The organism is Paenibacillus sp. FSL R7-0179 (genome assembly GCF_038002265.1).
GTDB lineage: Bacteria > Bacillota > Bacilli > Paenibacillales > Paenibacillaceae > Paenibacillus_AQ.
On sequence record NZ_JBBOCC010000001.1, the window covers coordinates 821334 to 847800 of the forward strand.

The following is a 26467-nucleotide window of genomic DNA, read 5'->3' on the forward strand; positions in this document are numbered from 1 at the left end:
GGTTAAATAATTACTATTATTATAGCATATCAGGTGGTATCTTCTAAACCAGAGTCAGACCTCCACCCGATCTTTGGAGCTCTTTTATAAAGCGGTATCCCTCCAAAAATCCGACTACAAAAGCTTCCTCTTCTTCGAGACCCTGTCCTGCGTTCATAGCTTCTTCCATGAATCCGTACAATTCACGTCGATCCTTACCATTGATATAATTCAATTTATGGCTCTAAACCTTACAACGAGGGCCGAGATACCGCTCCCAAGGGCATAACTAATAGGCCGATTTGTTTCAATGAAAATCACATCGGTGATTTAAGTCCTTTGAAATGACAGCAGTGCCAATTCCGCATACGATGAGTTATGTCGTTGAACACATAAACCATATTTTTGAGCCCCTATTTATCAATAAGAGGATATTTCTTGGCATTTAAATCACTTTTTTACCGCTAAAGAAATAAACCCTTATAGGTAAAACAAAAAGAGCGGTAGTCCTTGACTTTATTTTTCGTCTATGGCTGCTGCTGTTTTTAAATTATGGGGTCAGGGGTCAATACCTCCAAGCTAATACTCTGTTTTTTACCAATTCGGCGGAGCGTGATGCTCTTCAACAAGCCTGGCCGTTTCCTCCTCGAAACAATGCCTCATCCTGCTACCCATCAAGCTATCTATTCAACTATCGTTCCCGTTAGCGGAACAGTTTATAAATCGAGAACCGGAACTGGTCCGTCCATCCAGTTCAGCTGGCTATCCATCATGAACTGAACCGTCCAATGATGCTCTGCCTGATACCAGTTATTAAATTCCACAATACTCTCGTACAGATTTTCTACGGCTTCCGGCGTTCGTTCTTCCAGTACCCGATGGATGTCCGCCAACAAATTCTCCGGCTTCTTTTGGGCCCCCTCCAGAACCTTTAAGAACCACTTATAAGAAGGGAACAGCGTTTCGTTGTGCAGCAAAATCAGCCTTCCTGCGAAAAAGGCATAGTGGGTCAAACAGTAGTCGATTAATAAACGATTGTTGCGTTTCAGTCCTTCGTAATAATACCACTTCCAGGTTTCGAATTGTGCATAGAACTTCTGCATGTTCTCAGTCTTTTTCTCCACCGGATATCGGGGAGCATCTTGGACCAACTGTTTGAGCCCCTCGATATTGGAATAGGTGACGAACGCATCCTGGAATGCGAACTTAGCAGGCTCGCTGCCGGATTCGGCCAATTGCTTGATGTAGGAAGCGGATACAACTTTCCCGTCCACATAACCGCCTTCATAAGAACAGGATTCCGTTTCGAAATACCCAAGTTTATGGATGGAACAAGCTTTCTTGTAATCCTCTTCAGAAAGGACGATCATAATGTCGATATCCGAGTTTTCGCCCGCAAAGCCATGCGCCACGGAACCTCCGATGATGATTCCTTGTACGTCGGGTCTGGCTTTAAGCTTGTTGGTGATGGCATCAATGGCAGCTTGATGATGGGGATACACAATACATCCACTCCAATGGAATTAATATAATTATTAATTAATAAGTAAATACGTTAATTATAAGTTAATAATATTCTACTTTTGAAATTCCCGCAATCCCCCGAATGAATCCATCGTATTATAGATAACTGCCCGTTAGTTTAGTTCCATCTAAAAATCAACCAAGCTCCAAAAATCTAGTGATTATCAACCGACCAAATTTGCCATTTGCGTGAGCGTCTAATCAGCCAGAAGGCACTAATTCCGATTAGTAACAGGTGAATCTCCACGAACCACAAGCTGATTTTCCCTGGGTATGCCTGATAGAGAGCCGGAGTGAAATCAATAAGAGCATGAAATAAAATGGCATACACCAGAACCATCTTCTTCTTTGTACGCACTGCGTACAGGACAATAAGCGATAAAGCAATTTGAATAAAAAGTGCGGGTATCCGTTCTAATCCTCCCAGAAGAAAATCATAAAATGAAGCGTTCAGCAGCTTGCTCTTAATATCTGCCAATACATCGGGTGACGTTTTCCCGCCCAGTGACTGCTCGAGCTTGTCCGTATTAATCATTACGGCATATACGAGCGTCTGAATCGAGGAAATTCCGGCAATAAATATGGCTTCAAATCCCCCATGGGCCAGTCCGTATGCAATGCCATCTCTTCGTTTCCGATTATGTTTAAGCAGTAAGCGGAACCCGAAATATCGGCCGGCCTCTTCAAAAATCCCAGCTGCCAGTGCCCCATATACTGCAAAAAGTAACGGATAGGCGAGTAAACCATGCGGCTCCGTTTTGCCTTGTAAGACTATGATATGTAAGGTTTTTTCCAGCACCTGTGAAAACACAAAGAAAACAAGAGCACCAACCCATACCGCCCGAATTGAAAAACGCTAACGTTTTCGCATAATGAAAAATAGTGCTACAACAAACGAAATAACAAAACACCCTAGTCCATAACATTATTTTTATGTCTATGGCTGCCGCTGTTTTTATTATAGGGCCAGGGGGCTGTCTTATAGTCTAAAATAACCGCAAAAATGAAAAAAGACACCCTTCAAGGTGTCTTCTGCTTTACTTCATATGGAGCCGAGGGGAGTCGAACCCCTGTCCGAAGATAACGGCACATAAGCTTCTACGAGTGTAGTTACAGTTTTGATGTCAGCCTAGAAGCCCCCCGTAACCGGGTCTCCTTCGGGTCAGCCTGATTATCTTCTTCTGCTGCCCCCAGGCGGAGACCAGACAGCGTATCCCACTGCTTGTTAGCCCCTATCCCTGTCACATGGGCGGCTGAAAGAATAGGGATGTTAAAATCTTATAGACCGAATTTCATCTTCACTTAGACCAGTTGCTTTAGCGACAGCCGCATGGTCCATTCCCATAGCCAACAAATTTTGGGCAACTTCTATTTTCCCTTTTTTTATACCTGCCATTTCCGCACTACCCAGCATAGAAGCCTCATCATGCAAATACTTCTGTCTGGCCTCATACAATCGTCTAGCGTCCGAATCCTGACTCAGATATTGCAGAGTATTCATGGCCTTTTCCAAACCCGGCTCATTCATCTTCAGCACCTCCCATTGTGATGTATCGGCACCTTTCAGGAACAACAGCCAATTGATCAATCCGCCTTCGGACGGAACACTATGTTCATCCAGCTTCGGCAACTCCAAGAAATGAACCTCAATATCGTCAATCAGGGATATCCCTGTCCGATCTTCCCGCAGATGAAATACGTTATGATATTGCTCGTTCTTCAAGAACGAATAGTTTAGAATGTTGATTGTTACGCATTTCTTCAACTCTGGGTATTTATCACCTTCACTGAGTTGGCTGGCATACCGTTTACTCCAATAAAAGAGTGTTCTCTTCTCAATATCGTATTTATTAAACAACTGCATCTCTATATCAATCAGCTTACCTTCAGAAGTCTTGGCATAAACATCAAAAATGGACTGTTTGTCGAGCGGATCGTCTTTATCCGTATAGGGGTTCATCAGGATAATCTCTGTCAGCGGCGGCTCGCCAGCTTCGGTGAAGATACGGTTAAGAAACGCCAACAGCACATCTTTATTGTTCTCACTGCCAAATATTCGTTTGAATACGAAATCCACACGTGGGTCAAGCAAATCCATCGGTATCAGCTCCATTCATTATTAGTATAGCATTTTTCATAGGTTCTGAACCTTACAAAGAGGCGTAAGACCGTTCAGAATGAATCAAGTTATCGTTTGAAGCATTGTAGGCATAAATATGTGCAATAGGAGTAATTGCATAACATAGACGCTTTTGAGGCTTTAGAGAGGTAGCTTTGAAAAGTAATATTAAAGAATCGAAGTGCGGATAATGAGGCATGAAGGGCAAAAGTACACGCCGAAGGGGATTGCATTTAACACTGGTTGCGTGGCGGCCAAAATCTCCTGTCTTCGTATAGCCTCAGTGAAACTCACTGTATCCATTAACAGCAAGCTTCAGAAGCCGCGTAGTGACAAGCTTTCCAACCACCACGTATAGACCAAAACAACTACTGAAATGAAAAAAGACACCCCTAAAGGTGTCTTCACTGATACTCCATATGGAGCCGAGGGGAGTCGAACCCCTGTCCGAAGATAACGGCACATAAGCTTCTACGAGTGTAGTTACAGTTTTGATGTCACCCTAGAAGCCCCCCGTAACCGGGTCCCCTTCGGGTCAGCCTGATTATCTTCTTCTGCTGACCCCAGGCGGAGACCAGACAGCGTATCCCACTACTTGTTAGCCCCTATCCCTGTCACATGGGCGATGCAGGGTAGAAGCACGCACACAGGTTATTAAGCTGCGAAAGCGTAGTTGTTTTGTTGTTTGCCGTTTAATAGGCTTTAGCGTTGATGAAGCGGACGCGTCCCCACTACTCGCTACTCATGCTCGAACTATCCCCGTCGAATCCAAGAACGGCCCCTCATTAGAAAGGGCGCTTCGGATTAACGGATCAATGACAAGCACAAATGCTGATCCGGTACACAGCGATCTGACATAAGATGGCTGTTCAGAAGCTTCAAAATCTACTTACCCAGTATAGCACATTTATCATCACTTTAATACGTGGGTTAACGGAAATGAAGGTTGAATCTGGAACGGCTGGCCGGGCCGGTTATCTCGCGACCTTCTGCTTCTCGCGCAGGGCACGCTGGATGTCACGTTGAGCGTCTTTTTTGGCAGCGGAGTCGCGTTTGTCGTATTGCTTCTTCCCCTTACCGAGGCCGATCAGCAGCTTCGCATAACCATTGCGTACATAGACCTTCAGCGGCACAATTGAATAGCCTTCCTGCTTGGACTGCCCGAGCAGCTTGTGAATCTGCGCCTTATGCATCAGCAGCTTGCGTGTGCGGGTCGGGTCCAATGGATTACTGCGGTTCCCCTGTTCAAACGGGCTGATATGCATGTTGTGTACTTGAATCTCACCGTTACGGATGGTGGCAAAAGCATCGCCGATGTTCGCCCGTCCATTGCGCAGCGACTTAATCTCGGTACCGGTCAGTACCATCCCCGCTTCGTAGGTGTCCTCAATAAAATAGTCATGGGAAGCTTTTTTGTTCTGGGCAAGCACTTTTCCGTCTGCTTTTTTACCCATGAGCGTCACTCCTTACATCGTATCAAAAGATCTTTGGATCTAACTCCTGTTAGTTCAATCAGAAAACAGCAGTACATCAGGACTCAACTTATATTGTAACAAAGCCGGTATTGTTCACGCAAGCAAGCTGCGGGCCATAGCTGGTGCTTTATGATGACTCCGCAGCTTACTAACAGGTTGCTTGAGGATTGAAGAGATTATTCTTTTATACGTTCAAAAATAAGATCCAGCACAGAAGCCTGTCCACCGGCCAGAAATGGCATGGGCACAAGGCTGTGCAGCTTCCAACCATCGGCAGCGTATCGATCGATTACCTGCTTGTAATCCTCCTTTAATTTTCCGCTTATCGTTCCCACCGCAATTGATACATAATTGTATTCATATTTGGACATTATTTAACCTCCCTGTAAGTTCAGCTTCTCTATTGGATCATTTGCTGCACAAGCACTTCTCCATAACCGAATTGATTGTCCCGGCCCGGGTCACCGAGGTCAACAGCTTTTTGTTCCATAAATTTAATGATTTTATTTTTTGGGGGATATTGATGATGCTTATCATAATAATTCGAAATGAGCAGCCCAGCTGCTGCCGATACCTGAGGAGCAGCCAGACTTGTTCCGTAGGACAGTGAAAAGCCTTGTGGTATATTTAATATACTATCGAGCGGCGAATTCGGAAGCAGCCTAGGAAAACTGGTAAGCATTAAATCTGTTACCTCCACCTCTCCCGTTGTATCAAAGTCGTCGCCTAAATAACCGCCGTATGCCACAAAATCAATGTAAGAACCGAAATTGGAATAGGGAGCCAAGCGATTACTCTTCGTTACCGCACCCACACTAATAACATGTTCAAGCATACTGGGAACATGAATTTCATTGTATGCACTATCAGAACCGTCGAGACCACGATTTCCAGCAGAAGCCACAATCATAACTTGATTTTTGTTTGCATAATCTGCCGCACGCTGATAAGCATCTAATAGAATTTGTCCCGCATCATCCATTTGAATGTAACTGCCGGCACTGATATTAATAACTTGATTATCGTCATTAGTAGCTCTTACAATAGCACTCAGCAGATCAAAGATGTTTCCTCCGTCTGTATTTCCGCATACCCAAAGCCCTCCATCCAGCCCCGTTAGGCTCATTTAGTCCAATTTTGTCCCCCCCTAGTACCTGCTGGCCAACACTGCTCAGTTCCGTCTCCACAAGCCTACCCAGATAAAAAGACCTATTATTATAAAAGATAATGAAAATAAGATTGTCACCATATTTCGATACAGCTCGTAGCCCGGATCGATCCATGAGCTAATCAGGATAATTAGTGAAAAGCTGGTGCTCAAGACTACAAACATACTCCTGAAAAACTTGTTGATAATATAGATTCCCCGTTCGTCCCGGATATTAGACAAACAGAGAAGCAGTATCCCTATAAAGGACAAAAAACCCAGTACTGCAAAAATAGAATTCACACGAGAAAAAACGTCCACATTAATCTCCCCCCACATAATCAAACACTTCGTAGATGCTTTTCTGAAAGACATCAGCAATGCGGAAAGCCAGCTTGAGGGATGGCATATATTTGTTCCTTTCAATCGAGATGACCGTCTGACGGCTAACCCGAAGGGCATCTGCCAACTGCTGCTGTGTCCAACCCCTTTCTGCACGCAACTCAATAATATGATGTTTTAAATTCTGATCATCTACCCCCATATTTACCATCCTCTTGAATTAGTTTACATTTTTATCATAGTACCATTTTTTTCAAATGTAAAGCTCCCTTTACAATTAATTATTGACTATTTTAAAAAAAGGGGTGTCCCATAAGCCATAAAATGGCTGGGACACCCCTTTTTTGGAGTTGGATGGACGTTTGTGCTTAGTGAGGACGCTCCGCGAAGCGAGGAAGAATACCTCTAGCTCTTCTAGTCCACGTTCTTTTTTCTTTTCTTGCGCTTAACTTTCTGCGTATCCGCGGCCTTATCAGTGCCTGGTGTCACGGAAGGCCCAATGAACACGCCGCCTTTCTTCTTCTTGCGGCGGCTCTTGCCCTCGGGCGCTGCGCCGCGCCCGTCAGGCCCCAGGTCCTCGCGGCTGCGGAACCGTGTGCCCGCGTCTACGCCGCGCAGCTCACCGCCCGCCTGCTCAGACCCGCCACCGCTCGGCGCGCCGTAGCCGCCCTTGCCCGAGCCAAAGCCGAATGCGATGCCGCGGCCCCCGGCACCGCCACCACCCTCCGCGCCGCGGCCTCTGCCGCCCTCGCGCGGAGCGCCAGACCCGCCGGCTTCGCCCCGGCGGTCCGCCTTCGCGCCGCCCGCTGCGCCTGCGGCGGCGGCCAGACCGCGCCGCGCTGCCGCTTCCGGCCCACGGCCGCGCTTGCGGCCGCTGCCTGCTGCGCCGGCGGTGTCCCACGCCGCCGCTCCGTCTGCGCGCGGCCCGTTTCCGGCGCCTGCAGGAGCGGCGCCAAGGCTTCCGGCCGCGCCGAAGCTGCCGCCCGAACCCGCGCCGCCCTTCTTCTTACCGGCACCGTTCTTGCCTCCGGCGGCCACACTGCCGGGCTTGCCTTTACCGCCACGGCCTTTGCCGCCTCCGGCCTTACCGGCGAACGGCTTGCTGAAGCCTCCGGCGCCCGGACGGCCGCCCTTGCCCCCACGGCCACCGTAGCTCCGGTGATCTCCTGCCGCACGCGGCTTCATATCAACCAGCTCGAAGTCAATGGTGTGGTCATCCATGTTGACCTTAGCGACACGGATCTTCACTTCATCGCCGATGCGGAACACCTTGGAGGTACGTTCGCCGATCAGCGCCATATGAGCTTCATCGAAGTGGTAGTAATCATCCGTAAGCGCACTGAGGCGAATGAGACCTTCGACCGTATTGTCGAGCTCAATGAACATTCCGAAGCTGGTCACGCTGCTGATCATGGCTTCGAATTCCTCGCCAACCTTGTCCTGCATGAACTCCGCTTTCTTCAGCTGCTCGGTATCGCGCTCGGCTTCCACAGCCACACGCTCGCGCTCCGAAGACTGCTGCGCAATATCCGGCATCCGGGAGGCCAGGTATTCGTGACGCTTCTCGCTTAGCGCTCCGCCATTCTCAAGAACCTCACGCATAACGCGGTGAATGACCAGATCGGGATAACGGCGGATCGGTGAGGTGAAGTGGGAATAGAACTCCGCTGCCAGCCCGAAGTGCCCGGTGCTCTCGGCATCGTACTTCGCCTGCTTCATGGAGCGCAGCATCATCGTGCTGATAACCGTCTGCTCCTTCGTTCCCTGAATCTGCTCCAACAGATCCTGGAGCGCACGCGGGTGAACCGAATTCCCCCGGCCCTTCACGTGGTAACCGAAGTTAGCCGCAAAAGCCATAAAGTTCTGCAGCTTCTCCGGGTCCGGGTCCTCATGAATCCGGTACAGGAACGGAACCTTCAGCCAGTGGAAATGTTCGGCCACCGTCTCATTAGCGACCAGCATGAACTCTTCAATAATCTGCTCCGCCACAGAACGCTCACGTTTTACAATATCAATAGCCTTACCGGCCTCATCTACAATAATCTTGCTCTCTTCAAAATCGAAATCCACCGCCCCGCGCCGCATCCGGGCAGCGCGCAGCTTCATCGCCAGCTCTTTCATCAGCCGGAAATCCCCGATCAGCGGAGCATAACGCTCCAGCAGCTCAGGATCTTCATCCTCGACAATCTTCCGTACGTCAGAGTAAGTCATTCTCTCCTTCGTGCGGATGACACTGGTGAAGACGTCGTGCTTCACGACCTTCATCTGCTCATCGAATTCCATTTCACAGGACATCGTCAGACGGTCAACCTGCGGATTCAAGCTGCAGATACCGTTCGACAACCGGTGCGGAAGCATCGGAATGACACGGTCCACCAGGTACACACTGCACCCGCGGTCATAGGCTTCCTTGTCCAGCTCAGAGCCTTCACGCACATAATAGCCTACGTCAGCAATATGAACGCCCAGCTTATAATGACCATTCTCCAGACGCTGTACGTTGACCGCATCATCCAGATCCTTGGCATCAGCGCCGTCAATCGTTACGATATTGAGCCCGCGCAGATCACGCCGCCCCTGCTCGATAATCTCTTCATCTGTGATCGAATCCGGCGCCTGCTCCGCTTCAGTCATTACCTCAGCCGGAAAAGCCTCCGGAAGCTGATGCTTACGGATGACCGACAGAATATCCACGCCCGGATCATCCTTATGGCCAAGGATCTCAATGATCTCACCCTCAGCCGCAGCACGGCCCTCCGGATAGTTCACGATGCGGACAACCACCTTTTCCCCGTCAACCGCACCCTTGAAAGACTCCCTGGGGATGAAAATATCCCGGTTAATCCGCTTATCGTCAGGCAGCACGAAGCCATACGTCTCCAGGCTCTGGAAGACACCTACCGTCTGCGACACGCCTCTGATCAGAATCCGTTCCACTTCGCCTTCCATACGCCCGCCGGACGGGCTCTTCGAGGTAATACGGATCAAGACGGTATCGCCGTTCATTGCACCCTTCAGATCGTTCGCGTGGATATACACATCCGGGTGCTCCCGGTTATCGGGAATCAGAAAAGCAAAGCCCTTCGCATGAACCTGCAGCCGTCCGCGCAGCAAATCCATCCGCTCAGGCACACCATAGCGGCTGCCCCGGGTCAGTATGATCCGTCCGTCCTTTTCCAGTTCAATCAACAGAGCCTCAAAGGCTTTGAAATCGGCACTATCCTCCACGGCGAAATGGCTCACCAGTTCTTCATAAGTTAGTGGTTTATAAGCGGTCTCCCGCATGAAATCAAGTAAGATTTCCTGTGTTATCATGTTCGTCACCTCAGCCTCCTGCTGCATTCCTATGCATTGGCATACTGTATGCCTTGTCCTACTGCACAGTAATCATTTCAAGTAAAATTTACCTTTATATACTTCATACCCTAGTATACACGAAATCAATCCCGGGCATCCCTGTTATGATGTTCACAATATTAAATCTGCATACAAAAAAGCCCCCGTCTATTCCATTCAGAACAGAGCGAAGGCTTACTGTTAACCAACTAGTCAATAACAATGGCTACAACAATTGACATGATGAAGAATCCAGCCGCCAGACCAACTGTTACACGCTGCAGCACAAGCTCCATACCGCGTGCCTTTGTTTTACCGAAGAGATGCTCAGCACCGCCGGAGATGGCACCGGAAAGACCTGCACTTTTCCCTTTTTGCAGAAGAACGACCGCAATCAGACCTACGGCAAAAATCAGAAGCACCACTTTCAAAAAGATATCCATTCACTTCCACCTCCTACGTCCAAGCATCACTATCTATGCTAAATTAGAATTTCCGTTTCATAAACAGCATTTTTATTTTATCATAGCCCCGGAATGAATACAACCTTCCAGACTGCATTCCCGCCTATCTCTCTATGAAAATCTTACCTTTCCCTCTATACCGAGCAGGCTGCAGCAAAAAACCTGCCGGAAACCGGCAGGCTCATTGTACCTATAGATTCAAAAGAAATTATCTTTTGAGGTTGTAGAAGGATTTCAGACCATTGTATTGAGCCAATTCGCCCAGCTCGTCTTCGATGCGAAGCAGTTGGTTGTATTTAGCCACACGGTCAGTACGGGAAGGAGCACCAGTCTTGATCTGACCAGCGTTGGTTGCTACAGCGATGTCAGCGATAGTGCTGTCTTCGGACTCACCGGAACGGTGGGAGATTACAGCTGTGTAGCCGGCACGTTTCGCCATTTCAATCGCATCGAAGGTTTCAGTCAGTGTACCAATCTGGTTAACCTTAACCAGGATGGAGTTACCGATGCCTTTTTCGATACCTGTTGCCAGACGCTCAGTGTTTGTAACGAACAGGTCATCACCCACCAATTGGACTTTGTCGCCCAATTTTTCAGTCAGCAATTTCCAGCCATCCCAGTCATCTTCAGACATACCGTCTTCGATCGTGATGATTGGGTACTTCTCAACCCATGAAGCCAGCAGGTCAACATACTCAGCGGAAGTGTAAGATTTACCTTCGCCTGCAAGTGTGTATTTACCATCTTTGTAGAACTCAGTGGAAGCAACGTCCATACCAAGGAATACGTCAACGCCTGGTTTGTAGCCGGCTTTTTCGATCGCTTCGATGATTGTAGTGATCGCTTCTTCATTGGAGCCTAGGTTCGGTGCGAAGCCGCCTTCGTCGCCAACAGCTGTGTTCAGGCCTTTGGATTGCAGTACGGATTTCAGGTTGTGGAAGATTTCTGCACCAGTACGCAGTGCTTCCTTGAAGCTTGGAGCGCCTACTGGAAGAACCATGAACTCTTGAACGTCGATGTTGTTATCGGCATGCTCACCACCGTTGATGATGTTCATCATCGGTACTGGAAGAGTCTTGGAGTTGAATCCGCCCAGGTATACATACAAAGGAATGTCCAGAGCAGTTGCAGCAGCGCGTGCTACAGCCATGGATACTGCCAGGATAGCGTTAGCGCCCAGCTTGCCTTTGTTGTGAGTTCCGTCCAAAGTGATCATCAGCTTGTCAATGCCCACTTGGTCAAGAGCGTCCATACCGATTACTTCCGGAGCGATAATTTCGTTTACGTTCTCAACAGCTTTCAGAACGCCTTTACCCATGTAACGGGATTTGTCGCCGTCACGAAGCTCTACAGCTTCATGAGCGCCAGTGGAAGCGCCGGAAGGAACGATAGCGCGGCCTTTTGCGCCGGACTCCAGATATACGTCAACCTCTACAGTAGGGTTACCACGGGAGTCAAGGACTTCGCGTGCATACACATCAGAAATAATAGTCATGTAAGTTAATCTCCTTTTATACAATGGTTTTGGGTTTACACAAACAGATGTCTTGCTTATTTGCGGCTGGCAATCATGGATTGTCCGGTCATTTCCGCAGGCTGCGGAAGTCCCATCAGATCGAGGATCGTCGGTGCCACATCTGCGAGAATACCAGCTTCACGCAGTACTACATCTTCAGTGGTAACGATGAACGGAACCGGGTTAGTGGTATGGGCTGTGAACGGGCGTCCGTTCTCATCGAATACCATATCAGCATTTCCGTGGTCGGCAATGATAATAGCAACGCCGCCCTTGGCAACTACAGCATCCACAACCATACCTACGCATTCGTCCGTTACTTCAACCGCCTTGATTGTAGGCTCCAGCATGCCGGAGTGTCCTACCATATCAGGGTTGGCAAAGTTCAGGATAATGGCATCCTGTCTATCCGCTTCAATCTCCGCTACGCAGGCCGCCGCCACTTCGTAAGCGCTCATCTCAGGCTTCATATCATAGGTTGCCACTTTCGGCGAGTTGATCAGGATACGGGTCTCGCCCGGAAGCTCCTCATCGCGTCCGCCGCTGAAGAAGAAGGTCACATGCGGATACTTCTCCGTCTCCGCAATACGCAGCTGCTTCTTGTTCTGCTGAACCAGCACTTCACCGAGCGTGTTGTCGAGGTTCTTCGGGGAGTAAGCCACGAAGCCTTGAACCGTCTCACTGAAGGTAGTCAGGCATACGAAGTGCAGGCCTTGCGGGAACTTAGGTCCACGGTCAAAGCCGCGGAAATCCGAGTTCGTGAACACTTGCGACAGCTGAATCGCGCGGTCAGGACGGAAGTTAAGGAAAATGACGGAATCGCCGCTCTCCACTGTCGCTACCGGGTTGTTCTGGCTGTCCACAATTACACTTGGTTCCACGAATTCATCGAACACAGAATTCTGGTAGGATGCAGTGATGGCTTGAAGGGCATCGGTATATTTAGGGCCTTCGCCATATACCATTGCACGGTAAGCCTTCTCTACACGATCCCAGCGTTTGTCACGGTCCATCGCGAAGTAACGTCCGGATACCGTAGCAATCGTTCCTACGCCAACCTCTTCAATCTTGGCGACCAGATCCTGAATGAACTTCTGTCCACTGTCGGGTGGTACGTCACGGCCATCCATGAAGGCATGAATATAAACTTCATGCAGATCTTCTTTTTTGGCCAGATCGAGCATGGCGAACAGGTGATTGATGTGGCTGTGTACGCCGCCATCGGATACCAGGGCATAGAGGTGAAGCTTTTTGCCATTTGATTTGGCGCTTCTTACGGCAGCCACCAGCGTTTCGTTCTCAAAGAATTCACCGTCGCGGATCGACTTATCGATACGGGTGAGGTCCTGGTATACAATACGGCCGGCACCGATGTTAAGGTGACCTACTTCAGAGTTACCCATTTGGCCTTCCGGCAGACCTACAGCTTCGCCGCAAGCGGTAAGCGTGGTATTCGGATATTGCTTCAGGTAACGGTCGTAGTTCGGCTTGTTGGCTTGGGCAACCGCATTGCCTTCATCCGTGTTCCGCAGTCCGAAGCCGTCCATGATAATCAGTGCTACAGGTCTTGGAGCTGACATTCTTACTTCGCCCCCTCAACGAGTGAAACGAAGGAAGCAGGCTGCAGGCTGGCACCGCCGACTAGAGCGCCGTCGATGTCGCTTTGACTCATGTACTCCGTTACATTCTCAGGCTTCACGCTGCCGCCGTATTGGATACGTACCGCTTCAGCTGTTGCTTCATCGTACAGGCCTTTAACAAGGGTACGGATATAAGCAATAACTTCGTTGGCATCCTGGGAAGTGGAGGATTTACCTGTGCCGATCGCCCAAATTGGCTCGTAAGCGATAACTACGCTTGCTGCCTGCTCTGCGCTAAGACCGGCAAATGCAGCTTCAGTCTGAACCTTACATACGTCCTTAGTCTGGTCAGCTTCACGCTCTTCAAGCTTTTCGCCTACGCAGACAATTGGAGTAATGCCGTGACGGAATGCCGCATGCATTTTTTTGTTGACGATTTCGTCCGTCTCACCGAAATAAGCACGGCGTTCGGAGTGACCGATAATAACATACTCTACACCAAGATCCTTCAGCATTACGCCGCTGATCTCACCTGTATAAGCGCCGTTATCTTCGAAGTGCAGGTTCTGTGCACCAATCTTGATGGTGGTGCCTTGTACTGCTGCAACCAGTGCAGGCAGGTTAGTGAATGGCGCGCAGATAACAGTCTCTACGCCTGCTACTTCCGCCTGGCCTTTGATTTCAGCGATGAAGCCTTCGGCTTCCGGAACGGTTTTGAACATTTTCCAGTTGCCTGCAATAATAGGTGTTCTACTCATAGTGATGTATTGCCTCCCTCTTCGGTATTACTTGTCGTTCAGTGCCTCTACACCTGGAAGAGCCTTGCCTTCCATGAACTCGAGCGATGCGCCGCCGCCAGTGGAGATGTGATCCATCTGGTCTGCGAGGTGGAATTTCTCAGCAGCTGCAGCGGAATCGCCGCCGCCAATAACAGTGTAGCCTTCGGTAGTAGCGCAAGCCTGAGCTACAGCCTTTGTACCTTCAGCGAAGATGTCAATTTCAAATACACCCATCGGTCCATTCCATACAACCAGCTTGGAGTTTTTGATAATATCGGCATAGATTTCACGAGTCTTAGGACCGATGTCCAGACCTTCCCAGTCAGCAGGAATCTCGGTTGCATCTACAATCTTGGTGTTGGCATCTGCACCGAACTTGTCAGCGACTACAACGTCAACAGGAAGCACGAAGTTCTTGCCCAGCTTCTTGGCCTTCTCGATGAATCCAAGCGCTGCATCAATCTTGTCGTTGTCTACCAGGGATTTACCGATTTCGAAGCCTTGAGCCTTGGTGAACGTGTAAGAGAGGCCGCCGCCAATCAGTACATTGTCAGCCAGATTCAGCAGGTTATCGATAACGTCAATCTTGTCTTTAACCTTGGAGCCGCCGATGATGGCCGTGAAAGGACGTTCCGGGTTAGAAAGTGCCTTACCGAGAACGGACAATTCTTTCTCCATTAGCAGACCGGATACTGCAGGCAGGAAGTGAGCGATTCCTTCTGTCGAAGCATGGGCACGGTGAGCTGCGCCAAATGCGTCATTGACGAACAGGTCAGCCAGTTCAGCGAACTGCTTAGCCAGTTCAGGATCATTCTTCTCTTCGCCTTTGTAGAAACGGACATTCTCAAGCACAAGCACATCGCCATCGTTCAGTTCAGCGATTTTCGCTTTTACCGCTTCGCCAATGGCCTCATCCGCCTTGGCTACCGGTTTGCCGAGCAATTCAGACAAACGGACTGCAGCGGAAGTCAACCGCATGGAATCAACGAATTCACCTTTAGGACGGCCCATATGGCTGGCCAGAATGACCTTTGCACCGTTCTCAATCAGGTATTTAATTGTTGGAAGGGTTTCGCGGATACGGGTATCATCAGTGATCTTGCCGTCTTCCACTGGCACATTGAAATCCACGCGCACGAATACGCGTTTGCCTTTTACTTCTACATCACGGACACTTTTTTTGTTCATGATTAACATTTCCTCCACACCCAAAATTGGTTCCTTCACGAAGCCATTTTCAAACGAATCCATTTCAGTTCATTTAGAAAGAGCGGAAACAGACTTTCCTTGTTTCCGCTCTATTGTAGTGCTTATATGAAAACTGTCTTATTTTGCAAGCTTAGCGAATTTCTCCAAAGTACGAACCAGCTGTGCAGTGTAGGACATTTCATTGTCGTACCAAGCAACAGTTTTAACCAGCTGTTTGTCGCCAACAGTCAGTACTTTAGTCTGAGTTGCATCGAACAGGGAACCGAAAGTCATACCCTTGATGTCGGAAGATACGATTTCATCTTCAGTGTAGCCGTAAGTTTCTGGGTCAGAAGCTTCTTTCATGGCTGCATTGATTTCTTCAACGGTTACGCTCTTATCCAGAACAGTAACCAGCTCAGTCAGGGAACCTGTAGCTACAGGCACACGTTGTGCTGCACCGTCAAGTTTGCCCTTCAGTTCTGGAATAACCAGGCCGATGGCTTTAGCAGCACCGGTAGTGTTAGGGATGATGTTCTCAGCAGCAGCGCGGGCACGTCTGAAGTCGCCTTTTGCGTGTGGAGCATCAAGAGTATTCTGGTCACCTGTGTAAGCGTGGATAGTAGTCATCAGACCTTCGATGATACCGAACTTGTCGTTCAGAACTTTGGCCATAGGAGCCAAGCAGTTCGTTGTGCAAGATGCACCGGAGATTACTGTTTCGGAACCGTCAAGGATGTCATCGTTAACGTTGTACACAACAGTTTTCATGTCGCCTGTAGCTGGAGCGGAAATAACTACTTTTTTAGCTCCGCCTTTCAGGTGCTTCTCAGCGGCTTCTTTAGTTGTGAAGAAACCAGTACATTCCAGAACGATATCAACGCCAAGCTCTCCCCAAGGAAGCTCTTCAGGGTTGCGGTTCGCCAGAACCTTAACATCTTTACCGTTAACTTTGAAGAAGCCGTCATGCACTTCAACATCGCCTTGGAATTTACCTTGAGTTGTATCATATTTAAGCAAATGAGCAAGCATCTTAGCGTCAGTCAAGTCATTGATTGCTACCACTTCGATACCTTCTACATTTTGAATACGGCGGAATGCAAGGCGTCCAATACGTCCAAAACCGTTAATACCAACTTTTACACTCATTGAATAGTTCCTCCTAGAGTTCGTTTTATTTATTCAAGACAGGCCGTGAGGCTCGTCAAGACAACAATGTTAAGTATAATGCATAAACCCTTTGTGCGCGCCCCATTTAATGGAATCTATAGGACCTTTTGTAGCTGTGTGTCGATTTCCTTGCCGATTTCGACAGCCGCCGCCTCGTCGATGACGAGAATATCCTCTTGCCCGAACCGCAGCATCGCATGAATGGCCTTCGCCTTACGTTTGCCGCCGGCAATACCGATAACGACTTCTGTGCGGATAATGTCTTCCAGGCGCAGCCCCATGGTCAGCATAGTGTGAACCACTTCGCCGTCCTCATTAAAGTAGTATCCGAAGGATTCGGCTACAGCACCCTCACCCTGAATCTCTGAGATTGTCCCGGAGTCCAGCTTGCGGCGGTGGGTCATTTCAATGGCATCACCTATTCCATGTACAATAATACGCGATCTGCGGATAATTTGTACAATCTCTCCAATATTGGAGTCCTGCGCAAGCGACTGATAAGCGTCTCCGCTAAGCAGATCGGGCACATGCAGCAGACGGTAATTGGCGCCAATCCGTTTGGCCATGGTTGAAGCAATGGTGTTGGCCTGTATCTCCATGCTCTCTCCCAGTCCTCCGCGCGCCGGAACAACCCAGGCGTTCTTATAGGAAAGGGATAGCGGCGGGGTCAGCTGATCGGCCATCTCGGCCAGGGTTGATCCGCCTGTGACGGCAACCGTGTCGTCACTGCGCAGTACGCTGAGCAGTGCCTTGGAGCCTGCGCGCCCCAGTTCACGCTTGGTGAACGGCGATGTCTCACAATCGCCAGGTACCACAATTACTTTGGTGAGACCGTACGTAGTACGAATTTTCTCTTCCAGATCATCCAGGCCGAATAGGCTCTTGGCGACCGGCTCCAGCAGGTCAAGCAGTCTGCGACCGGCATCGCTAATGCGCATACCGACGCTCTCGATCTCAATGAGCCCCTGCGATTTCAGAAGATCCGTCTCGGCGCGCAGTACCCGCTCGGTCATATCAAGCGAAGCGGCTAGCGTCCTGCGCCCAATAATATCGGACAGCATGATCTGATGTAGAATCGTATACCGTCTCTTAAGGGTTTCCATGAGATCAGGCAGAAGCTGCTTTTGGATTTCCAATAGATTACGCATGCTTTCACTCCTGCAACTTCGTCTTTCTCTTATCCCCTGTTCGTGGTCTCAAAATGTCCCGGGTTAACTTTTTAAGTCCCACCCATATTCTACCCAAAACTGACGTCGAGTGCAAGTGTTCCGAGACTATAATTCTCAGCCCGCTTTCATCTTATGCATGGGCTTGTCCGGCACGCAGCAGGCAGGAGGCACATCTCCGGCTCTCTTAATAGAGGGGGACAAAACTATTTTTGAGCAGCATGCTTAATACACATTGCTTTTATCTGAGATGTGTATTATAATAATTTCTGTTGCGCCCGTGGTCCAATGGATATGACGTAGGCCTCCGAAGCCTGAGATCCAAGTTCGATTCTTGGCGGGCGCGCCATTATTTTCAAGCTTGTACATAATTTAGTGCCGGATATATTATATTTAACCAATGAGCCGCTTGAGGGCTCTTTTTTTTGAAAGTAAGTTTGACTTTCTTTGACTTTTTGTTTGAATTTGTTTATCATGTGGTTAATACGGTAACAGTAAAAAATGAACACATTCGAAGCACCAATTTCAAGGAGGTTTTCCACGTGAGTTATATTCCTATGGTAGTAGAACAGAGCAACCGCGGTGAGCGCGCTTATGACATCTATTCCCGCCTGCTGAAGGACCGCATCATTTTCCTTGGAACGGAGGTTAATGACGTGGTAGCCAATTCCATCATCGCACAAATGCTCTTCCTGGCTGCCGAGGACCCGGATAAGGATATTCACCTGTATGTGAACAGCCCAGGCGGTTCCATCACAGCGGGTATGGCAATCTTCGATACAATGCAATACATTAAGCCGGATGTATCCACCATCTGTGTAGGTATGGCCGCTTCCATGGGAGCGTTCCTGCTGAACGCCGGTGCCAAGGGCAAGCGCTTTGCCCTGCCGAACAGCGAGATCATGATTCACCAGCCGCTAGGCGGTGCCCAGGGCCAGGCTTCGGATATCGAGATCCGTGCCCGCCGCATCATCAAGCTGCGTGAGAAGCTGAACCGCATCCTGTCCGAGCGTACAGGCCAGCCGCTGGAGAAGATCGAGAAGGATACTGACCGCGACTACTTCATGAGCGCTGCAGACGCTGCTGAATACGGTATCGTGGACAAGGTAATTGAGAAGACTCTGCCGACAGGCGTATAAGTAATCTATCCAAATGAATACACGAAGAGGCTGTAACAGACCGGTCCGGTCATGTTACAGCCTCTTTCTTCATGCCTACCTCAAGCCTCCGTACCCCAGGGCATCGAGCTTGCCTGCAATTACACGGTAGCCTCTGCCGTTCGGGTGAATATGGTCCAGGAACAGCAGCCCCCGCTCATTGCCGGCAAATTCATGATATATCGAAGCAAACCCTACGTTATTACTGCTGTAACCTGCGGCATAGCGGTTGAAATCCCGCACCCACTCTGTTGCCTCATCTATCTGCGGATATGGGTTATAGAGGCCGACCATCCGGAGGATGTAGGGGCTGCGGGAACCTGCCTTGAGCTGTGTCAGGCTACCCATGATGTCGCTGTAGTTACGCTTGCAGTCCCTAAGCGCTTGCTGCAGCAAGCCCTGGAATTCACCGGGCCGGGGCCCGGCTGCCCGGGCTGCTTTAATCAAGTCATTGCCGCCAATGGACAACGTAATGATCTGTGCATCCTTCACCGCCGCCCGGTAGGTATTGGAGCTCCTCAGCCGTTGCCTAAGCCCCCCGGTGGTCAGACCGTTGACACCAAGATTCGCCGGCACCACCGGCGTGCCCAGCCTCCCTTCCGCCATCCGCCGGTAGACGGGGACGAAGCCGTTCCCGGGCAGCGCACCGAAGCCGGTTGTTAGTGAATCCCCGATCGCTGTATACGCATAGACCATAACCTTCCCCTCCCCGTTATAAGCTGCTTGCCTTCTATAGCTTATGACTATCCGGGTGAAGTGGTAACGGCAGGGCAAGCTGATTAGGCCCTGCACATGAAGAATGCCCCTGCATCTCCCGGAGAAGGTACAAGGGCATTCTAGGGTATTCTTATGAAGGTCTATTATTTCAGCGCTGTGAACGGACTGCTTCCGTCCGGCAGGAGTTCCTTGAAGCTGAAGTTGAATTCCGGGAAGCCTGCGGCATATACCGTGTAATCATACAGCTGGAAGAAGAGCACTACCTTGCCGTCTCTCAGATAAAAGTATTTCTCGGTGTTCAAGCCGGTGAATCCGCCGAGATAACCTCCGCTGAAGTTCTTGAATTCCTTGGTAATTTCGGCATTCATCTGCTTCTTGTAATTCGGATTCGCTCCGAACAGATCGCCCAGCAGCAGGCGCTTCCCGTCCTTGAGCGAGAAGGTGAACGCATTGCGGTAGGTCATACCATGTGCGCCTCCGGTATACTCATATTGATTCGTAATCAGACTGAGCACGCCATTCTGATTGTAAGTGACTACATATCCGCCATCGAATTCATAGGGCCGGTCATCTTTTGCCCGCTTAGTAATTTGATCCTCGGCATCGGCTGCGAACTTCAACACCGTCTGTTTGATCGCGTCATTGATAGCCTTCTCAGCTTCCGGGCTGGCCAGGCCGCTAACCTGCGGATAGTCCAGGCGGATCGGGGCATCCTTATGATCCTTCACATAGCTGGCGGTCTTAATCGTAACTGCATTCTGCGTTCTCTTCATCAAGTTCAGCCGTCCTGAGGCCGCGCTCCAGTCGCTTTTATAGCCCAGGTAATCATTCAGCAGATCCATCGGAACGAACAGCTTGTTATTCCACTGCTTCGCTTCATAGTCTCCGATGTAATAGTTATTGACGCTGATCGTAATGCCATAGTCTGTAGTAGTTAGCTTCGTCTGGGCAGTGCCTGTTCCAATGGTATACGCCTTCTCTGCCTTGTCATAGGACAGCGGCATGCCAAGCGAATCACGCATGAAGGTTACCGGAACCCATACCTTTCCCTCTTTGAACAGCCCCGTTTGTGAAGTAATCTTACCGTTTACCTTCAGCACCACCTGAGAAGTGTCAGCCTTCGTCTGGGCAGCAGCAGCTGCAGCCTCCGTCGTCCCTGACGGGAAGATTCCTGTTCCCCCAAGGAGCAACCCTGCGGCAAGTATTCCTGCACCCCATCGGCGGGCGTTGTTTTTTGAAGTCGAGTTCTTAGTCATTATTGCTTCTCCTCTCATCCGGTTCTGTGTCTGGTCTAGTTGTGTTCCTCATTTCCACTCTTCCTATTATAGGGAGAATGGACGCCGGGGTTGTTACAATCCGCTTTACAGTTTCTTTAATTTTGAAGGTTCTATCTAAAGATATTGTTACCACTATATAAACAAATTGAGAGATTTCAATAATAATTCACCGCCAAGTTGAAACGATACAAGTGGAAACGGCTTAGCCGTCCTTTGAAAGGGAGGTACCGTTTCAGCGAGAAATAGAAGGATAATTTATAGCGTAAAGCATATAAATTCTTATATTTTAAAAAACGCCCGCCCTGCCAAATCAGCAGAGCAAGCGCCTCATGCGAAACGTTTATTTCAGTTCATACGTTACATTTAATTGGGTAGTGACTTTGACCTGCCCCGGTTCAACAGAGCTGCCGGCAGCAGTATCCATTGACGCTTTCTGCATCATTGCTGCTTCAGCGTAGACTACCGGATGATTACCGTCATCGCTCTGAATCACCGTAACCACCTGGCCCACTCCCCGTTTCGCCGCTTTGGCTATGGCTGCTGCTTTGACGTCTGCATTCTGCATAGCCTTCTCAATCACCTGTGCTTCGAAGGCAGAGGGATCTTCAATGGCAAACCGCACATTGCCGATGTTGTTCGCTCCGGCCGCAGAGGCTGCGTCCAAAAGTTGCCCAACCTTCGTCAGATCACGGTACGATACCTCCAGAGTGTGCTGGGCATTATAGCCTTTGACCTTCTGGCCGTCCTTCTCCGTGTAGGTGTAATTAGGCTGTACGTTGAACTGGCTGCTCTGGATGTCTTTGTCGGCTATACCCCAAGTGGTTTTGAACAATGCCGTCAGCTTGGAGATTTTCGCCGCTGTACCCTTCTGTGCCTCCTGTGCAGTATCCGCTGTAGTGCTCACACCGATAGAGAGATAAGCGATATCCGGCTTAATCGACAGCTCACCTTTGCCCACCACGCTCACAATGTTCTTCTGCACCTCGTCAGCGTAAGCCTTTTCAGGTCCCTTCAGCACTCCGCTCAACCCCATTCCTCCAATCATCAAGCTCCCTGCCAGCAATACTGCTCCAATCGATTTACCCCATCTTCTCATGCTTGCCATCCCCTTTCGATTCGTTTAAGTGTTAGTACCCTCTAGACGGGACAGCATGGTAAAAGTTGCATCAGCAATGTACAATATTTTTTTTTATTCCGGTATGAAAAAAAGCCCCTAAGGGCTTTTGGTAAGACCATATTGCATTTATTGATTTTCGAGCTCTTCCTTGCTTACCAGACTGGTCAAAGCGGTTACAGCCTGTTCCGCGTCTGCACCGTCTGCGCTGATATGAATCTCCGTACCGGAACTGATCGCAAGGCTCATAATGCCCATGATACTCTTGGCGTTCACTTTTTTATCGTCTTTTTCCACGAAAATCTCCGACGAAAACTTATTAGCTTCTTGCACAAACAATGCTGCCGGCCGAGCATGGAGCCCCGTCTTCAACCGAACAACTACCGGGTGCTTTGTCATGAAACGCTTACCCCCTATTTGAGATCTGCCCAAAAATTTCACATTAATTTTATAATATTATATCATTATAACGCATACCGCACTAGAAAAAAAATAATCAGCCGCCGCGGACCTTGTCCGCCAGCTCATCAATTTTGCGCAAACGGTGGTTCACACCCGATTTACTGACCGTCCCACCCAGCATATCCCCGACTTCCTTGAGGTTAATATCCGGGTGAGCCAGTCTGATCTCGGCAACCTCCCGCAGCTTATCCGGCAAACTTTCCAGACCCACCTCGCGCTGAAGCAGCTTGATGTTCTCAATCTGGCGTACCGCCGCACTGATCGTCTTGTTCAGATTGGCCGTTTCGCAGTTCACAATCCGGTTGACCGAGTTACGCATATCACGCATGATCCGCACATCCTCGAACTTGAACAGCGCCTGATGAGCGCCGATCAGACTGAGGAACTCGATAATCTTCTCGCCTTCCTTGATGTATAGGATGAAGCCTTTTTTGCGTTCTATGCAGCGGGCATTCAGGTGAAATTCACCAGCCAGCTCAACGAGCGCCTTGCAGTGCTCCTCATACATGGAAGCGATTTCCAAGTGGTACGAAGAGCCCTCCGGGTTATTAACCGAACCGCCGGCCATGAAGGCCCCGCGCAGATAGGCGCGCTTGCAGCAATTCTTGCCGACAATCTCCTCATCAATCCCATCCGTGAAAATAAAGCCCTCAGAGACAATCCGCAGATCCTTCAGGATCTCCTGGACCTGGTTCGGGATTCTTACAATATAGACGTTATTCTTCTTCAAACGCATTTTTTTACGCACGAGCAGCTCGATATGGACCTGGTAATATTTCTTAAGCAAAGAATATACCCGCCTTGCAATCGCGGCGTTCTCCGTCGAAATGTCGAGAACCACCTTTTTGCTCGAAAGCTGCACCGAACCGTTCATTCGGATCAGCGCTGACATTTCCGCTTTCTCGCAGCAGGGCGGACTCTCGACCATCGTCAGCTCTTTTTTGGTAAGGGCCGCAAAAGACAAGGGGCTCACCTCTTTCATTTAACTCTTTCTGTCAATCCAATCCTTCACCAGCTGGAAAATATGGTGACTGAGCTTATCTGTATCATGCCGCAAATAGGTTTTAAATAATACCAGCTTGTCGGCAATCACCTTATACCCGTTACCGTCTACAGCCTCACGGTCAAGCTGTACCGGACGGGCGCCCTTCTCGGCGTATTTGATCTGCACCTGCTCCGGGATCTCCCCGTCATTCACGATCACATAATCGAACAGATGCAGCCCGATATGGTCATATACGGCCTGTAGATGGTCATTCACCGTGTAATTATCTGTCTCACCCGGCTGAGTCATTACATTGCATACAAAAATCTTAATGGCCTCTGATGCCACCACGGCTTCCGCCAGTTTAGGTACCAGCAGATTCGGCAAAATGCTGGTATACAGACTGCCCGGTCCGAGCAGAATAGCATCTGCGTTGCGGATAGCCTCCAGCGCCTCCGGCAGCGGCTCCACATCCACAGGCTCCAGGAACACGCGCTTAATGACGCCGCCTGCCTCCGGGATTTTGGATTCGCCGGTAATCAGCGTCCCATCCGCCATCTCGGCATGCAGGATTACTGCTTCTCCGGCTGCAGGCAGCACCCGGCCGCGAACGGCGAACAGACGGCTCAGCTCCCGGACTGCTGTAACGAAGTCCCCCGAGATATCGGTCAGTGCAGCCAGAATCAGATTGCCTAGGCTGTGTCCGGCTAAACCTTCTCCGCTGCTGAAGCGGTACTTCATAATCTGCGCCATCAGAGGCTCAACGTCAGCCATAGCTGTAAGTACGTTGCGGATATCTCCTGGCGGCGGCATCTGCAGCTCACTGCGCAGAATCCCGGAGCTTCCCCCGTCATCTGCGACAGTTACGATCGCCGTGATATCCAGCGGCTTCTCTTTCAGCCCCCGGAGCATCACGGAGAGTCCGGTCCCGCCGCCCATCACGACGATCTTCGGACGCTGTCCTTGTTCTTCAGCCACTATTCATCCCTTCTCTCATCAATGCCGGTCGCGTTCGGAATCCCGATGGCTGACTGCTACCGTTTCCGTCTCGCTAACCCCCAGCATTTTGCCCAGGTATTCGGCGATGGCTACCGAACGGTGCTTGCCGCCGGTACAACCGATGCCGATAATAATCTGGGATTTGCCTTCCTTGCGGTATTGCGGAATAAGGAATTGAAGCATATCCAGCAGCTTGGTCAGGAATTCTTGCGTTTCAGGCCATTTCATTACGTAGTCGTACACCTCGTTGTCTTGGCCTGTCTTGGGCCGCAGCTGGTCCACATAATGCGGATTAGGCAAGAAGCGGACGTCGAACACCAAGTCAGCATCGATCGGAATCCCATACTTGAATCCAAAAGAAGTAATGTTAACCGAGAGGGTGCTTTTCCCGAGGTGGGAGAAGCGAGACACTATTTTTTCTTTGAGCTGCACTGGCTTCATGCTGCTGGTATCCAGACACAGGGTAGCCGAATTCTTCAGCTCCTCCAGCATCTGGCGCTCCATGCGGATGCCGTCCAGCGGCATGCCCTTGGGAGCAAGCGGATGATGCCTCCGGCTCTCCTTGTAACGCTGTACAAGCACCGAATCTGTGGCATCCAGGAAAAGGATCTCACACCCGATCGTTGACTCGTCCTTGATATAGGCCAAGGACTCCGACAGGGCGGTGAAGAATTCACGCCCCCTGAGGTCGATGACCAGCGCCACCTTGGCGATTTTACCCTTGGACTGTTCAATCAGCTCTGCGAATTTCGGGATTAGCACAGGCGGAAGATTATCGACGCAGAAGAATCCCAGATCCTCCAGGCTCTGCACGGCAATCGTCTTGCCCGCACCCGACATGCCTGTAATGATAATCAGGGTGGCATGGGCGGGCAGGGTTTGCTCGAGGTCGGTCATTACAGCATCCCTCCCTATGTTTAGTATATGAATAATTCCGGTCTTTTAAGAACGCAGGAGCAGACCTGCCGCACCAATAATACCGGCGTCATTGCCAAGTGCTGCAGGTACAATCGTAACACCGGTTTGCAGTGGGGCAGGTGCCAGCTTAGCGAACACCCGGCGGACTTCATCGAACAGGATGTCGCCTGCCTTGGAGACCCCGCCCCCGACGATGAATACTTCAGGGTTCAGCACCGCAGCAACGGAAGCCATCGATTTGCCCAGATAGAAGGCTGCCCGGTTCACAATCCGCAGCGCAACCTCATCGCCAGTCTTGGCGGCATCGAATACTTCCTTCGCAGCGATTTTTTCAACGGTGGACAAGGAGGTCCGATCTCCGCGTGCTACAGCATCGTTCGCCATACGGATAATGCCTGTCGCTGAGGAAACGGTTTCCAAACAGCCCATGTTCCCGCAGCCGCACTGGATCGCTTCCAGATCAGGCACTACGGAGATATGTCCCAGCTCACCGGCCAGGCCGGCAAAGCCCTGATACACTTTACCATTAATAATAATACCGCCGCCGACACCCGTACCGAGCGTATAGCAGACACAGTTCTCAATACCGCGGCCTGCCCCGCTCCAGGCTTCACCCAGTGCTGCCACGTTGGCATCATTGTCTATTTTGACTGGCTTGTTCAGACGACCCTCCAGAATGGAGCGGATCGGCACATCTCTAAATCCTATGTTAGGCGCAAGGATGATGATTCCTTCACGAATATTCGTAAATCCGGCCAGTCCCGCACCTACACCAGCCAGTTGGTCCCAGGAATACGGAGAGTCCTCCACAATCTGGCGTACATACTTCTCGATATTATCGATGACAGCATCGACGCCATCCGCAGTCCCTGTCGGACCTTCGTAAGTGTGCAGCAGGCTTCCCTCGGCATTACAGATTCCAACCTTAATCGTGGTACCACCTAAATCCACGCCAACGTAGATATGTTCAGACATGTAACAAGCCACCTTTTTCTATGCTAAAATAGTTAATCCTACGTACCCACTATAATAGAAGCCTCCCCTGCGGTCAAG

General features: G+C 50.0%; 23 protein-coding genes, 1 tRNA gene, 2 other RNA genes and 1 pseudogene. 2 read left to right on the forward strand and 25 right to left on the reverse strand.

Features of this window, described 5'->3' with window-relative positions; all coding sequences use genetic code 11:
- Positions 1–695: 695 nt before the first annotated feature.
- The 17 genes and pseudogenes from MKX63_RS03405 to MKX63_RS03480 form a co-directional block, all read right to left on the reverse strand.
- Positions 696–1481, reverse strand: coding sequence for a nucleotidyltransferase domain-containing protein (locus MKX63_RS03405; RefSeq protein ID WP_341015296.1), 786 nt, complete (start codon positions 1479–1481; stop codon positions 696–698).
- Positions 1482–1657: 176 nt separating this feature from the next.
- Complete coding sequence (locus tag MKX63_RS03410) at positions 1658–2350, reverse strand: YhfC family intramembrane metalloprotease (RefSeq protein WP_341018506.1); 693 nt, start codon at positions 2348–2350, stop codon at positions 1658–1660.
- 197 nt (positions 2351–2547) lie between these two features.
- Positions 2548–2846: a transfer-messenger RNA gene (gene ssrA, locus MKX63_RS32530) on the reverse strand.
- A pseudogene (locus MKX63_RS03415) lies at positions 2843–3616 on the reverse strand (Rpn family recombination-promoting nuclease/putative transposase); the annotation flags it as partial. The pseudogene MKX63_RS03415 and the gene ssrA (MKX63_RS32530), both read right to left, overlap by 4 nt.
- A 423-nt stretch (positions 3617–4039) precedes the next feature.
- Positions 4040–4404: a transfer-messenger RNA gene (gene ssrA, locus MKX63_RS03420) on the reverse strand.
- A 192-nt stretch (positions 4405–4596) separates the two neighbouring features.
- Positions 4597–5076 carry an SsrA-binding protein SmpB gene (gene smpB, locus MKX63_RS03425; protein ID WP_341015298.1) on the reverse strand — a complete coding sequence of 160 codons (480 nt, stop codon included), beginning with the start codon at positions 5074–5076 and terminating at the stop codon, positions 4597–4599.
- A gap of 197 nt (positions 5077–5273) precedes the next feature.
- Positions 5274–5468 carry a DUF4177 domain-containing protein gene (locus MKX63_RS03430; RefSeq protein ID WP_341015299.1) on the reverse strand — a complete coding sequence of 65 codons (195 nt, stop codon included), beginning with the start codon at positions 5466–5468 and terminating at the stop codon, positions 5274–5276.
- A 29-nt stretch (positions 5469–5497) separates the two neighbouring features.
- Entirely contained in the window at positions 5498–6223 is a 726-nt protein-coding gene (locus MKX63_RS03435) for a S8 family serine peptidase (protein ID WP_341015300.1), read from the reverse strand.
- 343 nt (positions 6224–6566) lie between these two features.
- Positions 6567–6788: a helix-turn-helix transcriptional regulator gene (locus MKX63_RS03440; RefSeq protein ID WP_340750312.1), complete on the reverse strand. Its 222-nt coding sequence runs from the start codon at positions 6786–6788 to the stop codon at positions 6567–6569.
- A gap of 212 nt (positions 6789–7000) precedes the next feature.
- Positions 7001–9901, reverse strand: a complete 2901-nt coding sequence (gene rnr, locus MKX63_RS03445) for a ribonuclease R (protein WP_341018507.1) — start codon at positions 9899–9901, stop codon at positions 7001–7003.
- Between the two features lie 230 nt (positions 9902–10131).
- Complete coding sequence (secG, locus tag MKX63_RS03450; RefSeq protein WP_042132758.1) at positions 10132–10365, reverse strand: preprotein translocase subunit SecG; 234 nt, start codon at positions 10363–10365, stop codon at positions 10132–10134.
- A 229-nt stretch (positions 10366–10594) separates the two neighbouring features.
- Entirely contained in the window at positions 10595–11881 is a 1287-nt protein-coding gene (eno, locus tag MKX63_RS03455) for a phosphopyruvate hydratase (protein ID WP_315412961.1), read from the reverse strand.
- A 56-nt stretch (positions 11882–11937) separates the two neighbouring features.
- A complete protein-coding gene (gene gpmI / locus MKX63_RS03460; protein ID WP_341015301.1) occupies positions 11938–13482 on the reverse strand; it encodes a 2,3-bisphosphoglycerate-independent phosphoglycerate mutase in 1545 nt (514 codons plus the stop codon).
- Between the two features lie 2 nt (positions 13483–13484).
- Entirely contained in the window at positions 13485–14240 is a 756-nt protein-coding gene (tpiA, locus tag MKX63_RS03465) for a triose-phosphate isomerase (protein ID WP_036690091.1), read from the reverse strand.
- Between the two features lie 27 nt (positions 14241–14267).
- Positions 14268–15449, reverse strand: a complete 1182-nt coding sequence (locus tag MKX63_RS03470; RefSeq protein WP_341015303.1) for a phosphoglycerate kinase — start codon at positions 15447–15449, stop codon at positions 14268–14270.
- Positions 15450–15587: 138 nt separating this feature from the next.
- Complete coding sequence (gap, locus tag MKX63_RS03475) at positions 15588–16598, reverse strand: type I glyceraldehyde-3-phosphate dehydrogenase (RefSeq protein WP_036690087.1); 1011 nt, start codon at positions 16596–16598, stop codon at positions 15588–15590.
- A 116-nt stretch (positions 16599–16714) separates the two neighbouring features.
- Positions 16715–17767: a sugar-binding transcriptional regulator gene (locus MKX63_RS03480; protein WP_341015305.1), complete on the reverse strand. Its 1053-nt coding sequence runs from the start codon at positions 17765–17767 to the stop codon at positions 16715–16717.
- A 292-nt stretch (positions 17768–18059) separates the two neighbouring features.
- On the opposite strand from MKX63_RS03480, the gene MKX63_RS03485 reads away from it, so the two are divergent.
- Together MKX63_RS03485 and clpP are read left to right on the forward strand one after the other, a co-directional pair.
- Positions 18060–18134, forward strand: a tRNA-Arg gene (locus tag MKX63_RS03485).
- A gap of 193 nt (positions 18135–18327) precedes the next feature.
- Positions 18328–18924 carry an ATP-dependent Clp endopeptidase proteolytic subunit ClpP gene (gene clpP / locus MKX63_RS03490; protein ID WP_036690083.1) on the forward strand — a complete coding sequence of 199 codons (597 nt, stop codon included), beginning with the start codon at positions 18328–18330 and terminating at the stop codon, positions 18922–18924.
- 75 nt (positions 18925–18999) lie between these two features.
- Here the strand turns inward: clpP and MKX63_RS03495 are convergent, their stop codons facing one another.
- The 8 genes from MKX63_RS03495 to MKX63_RS03530 form a co-directional block, all read right to left on the reverse strand.
- Complete coding sequence (locus tag MKX63_RS03495; protein ID WP_341015307.1) at positions 19000–19638, reverse strand: GDSL-type esterase/lipase family protein; 639 nt, start codon at positions 19636–19638, stop codon at positions 19000–19002.
- A 164-nt stretch (positions 19639–19802) separates the two neighbouring features.
- Entirely contained in the window at positions 19803–20915 is a 1113-nt protein-coding gene (locus MKX63_RS03500) for a PdaC/SigV domain-containing protein (RefSeq protein WP_341015309.1), read from the reverse strand.
- A gap of 361 nt (positions 20916–21276) precedes the next feature.
- Positions 21277–22032, reverse strand: a complete 756-nt coding sequence (locus MKX63_RS03505) for an SIMPL domain-containing protein (protein WP_341015310.1) — start codon at positions 22030–22032, stop codon at positions 21277–21279.
- A gap of 147 nt (positions 22033–22179) precedes the next feature.
- Positions 22180–22449: an HPr family phosphocarrier protein gene (locus MKX63_RS03510; RefSeq protein ID WP_036690075.1), complete on the reverse strand. Its 270-nt coding sequence runs from the start codon at positions 22447–22449 to the stop codon at positions 22180–22182.
- 97 nt (positions 22450–22546) lie between these two features.
- Positions 22547–23476, reverse strand: a complete 930-nt coding sequence (whiA, locus tag MKX63_RS03515; protein WP_036690073.1) for a DNA-binding protein WhiA — start codon at positions 23474–23476, stop codon at positions 22547–22549.
- Between the two features lie 18 nt (positions 23477–23494).
- Positions 23495–24436 (reverse strand): gluconeogenesis factor YvcK family protein, encoded by a 942-nt coding sequence (locus tag MKX63_RS03520; protein WP_200869550.1) that lies wholly within the window; start codon positions 24434–24436, stop codon positions 23495–23497.
- A 57-nt stretch (positions 24437–24493) separates the two neighbouring features.
- Positions 24494–25393, reverse strand: a complete 900-nt coding sequence (rapZ, locus tag MKX63_RS03525) for an RNase adapter RapZ (RefSeq protein ID WP_341015311.1) — start codon at positions 25391–25393, stop codon at positions 24494–24496.
- A gap of 45 nt (positions 25394–25438) precedes the next feature.
- A complete protein-coding gene (locus tag MKX63_RS03530) occupies positions 25439–26389 on the reverse strand; it encodes an ROK family glucokinase (protein WP_341015313.1) in 951 nt (316 codons plus the stop codon).
- Positions 26390–26467 lie beyond the last annotated feature (78 nt).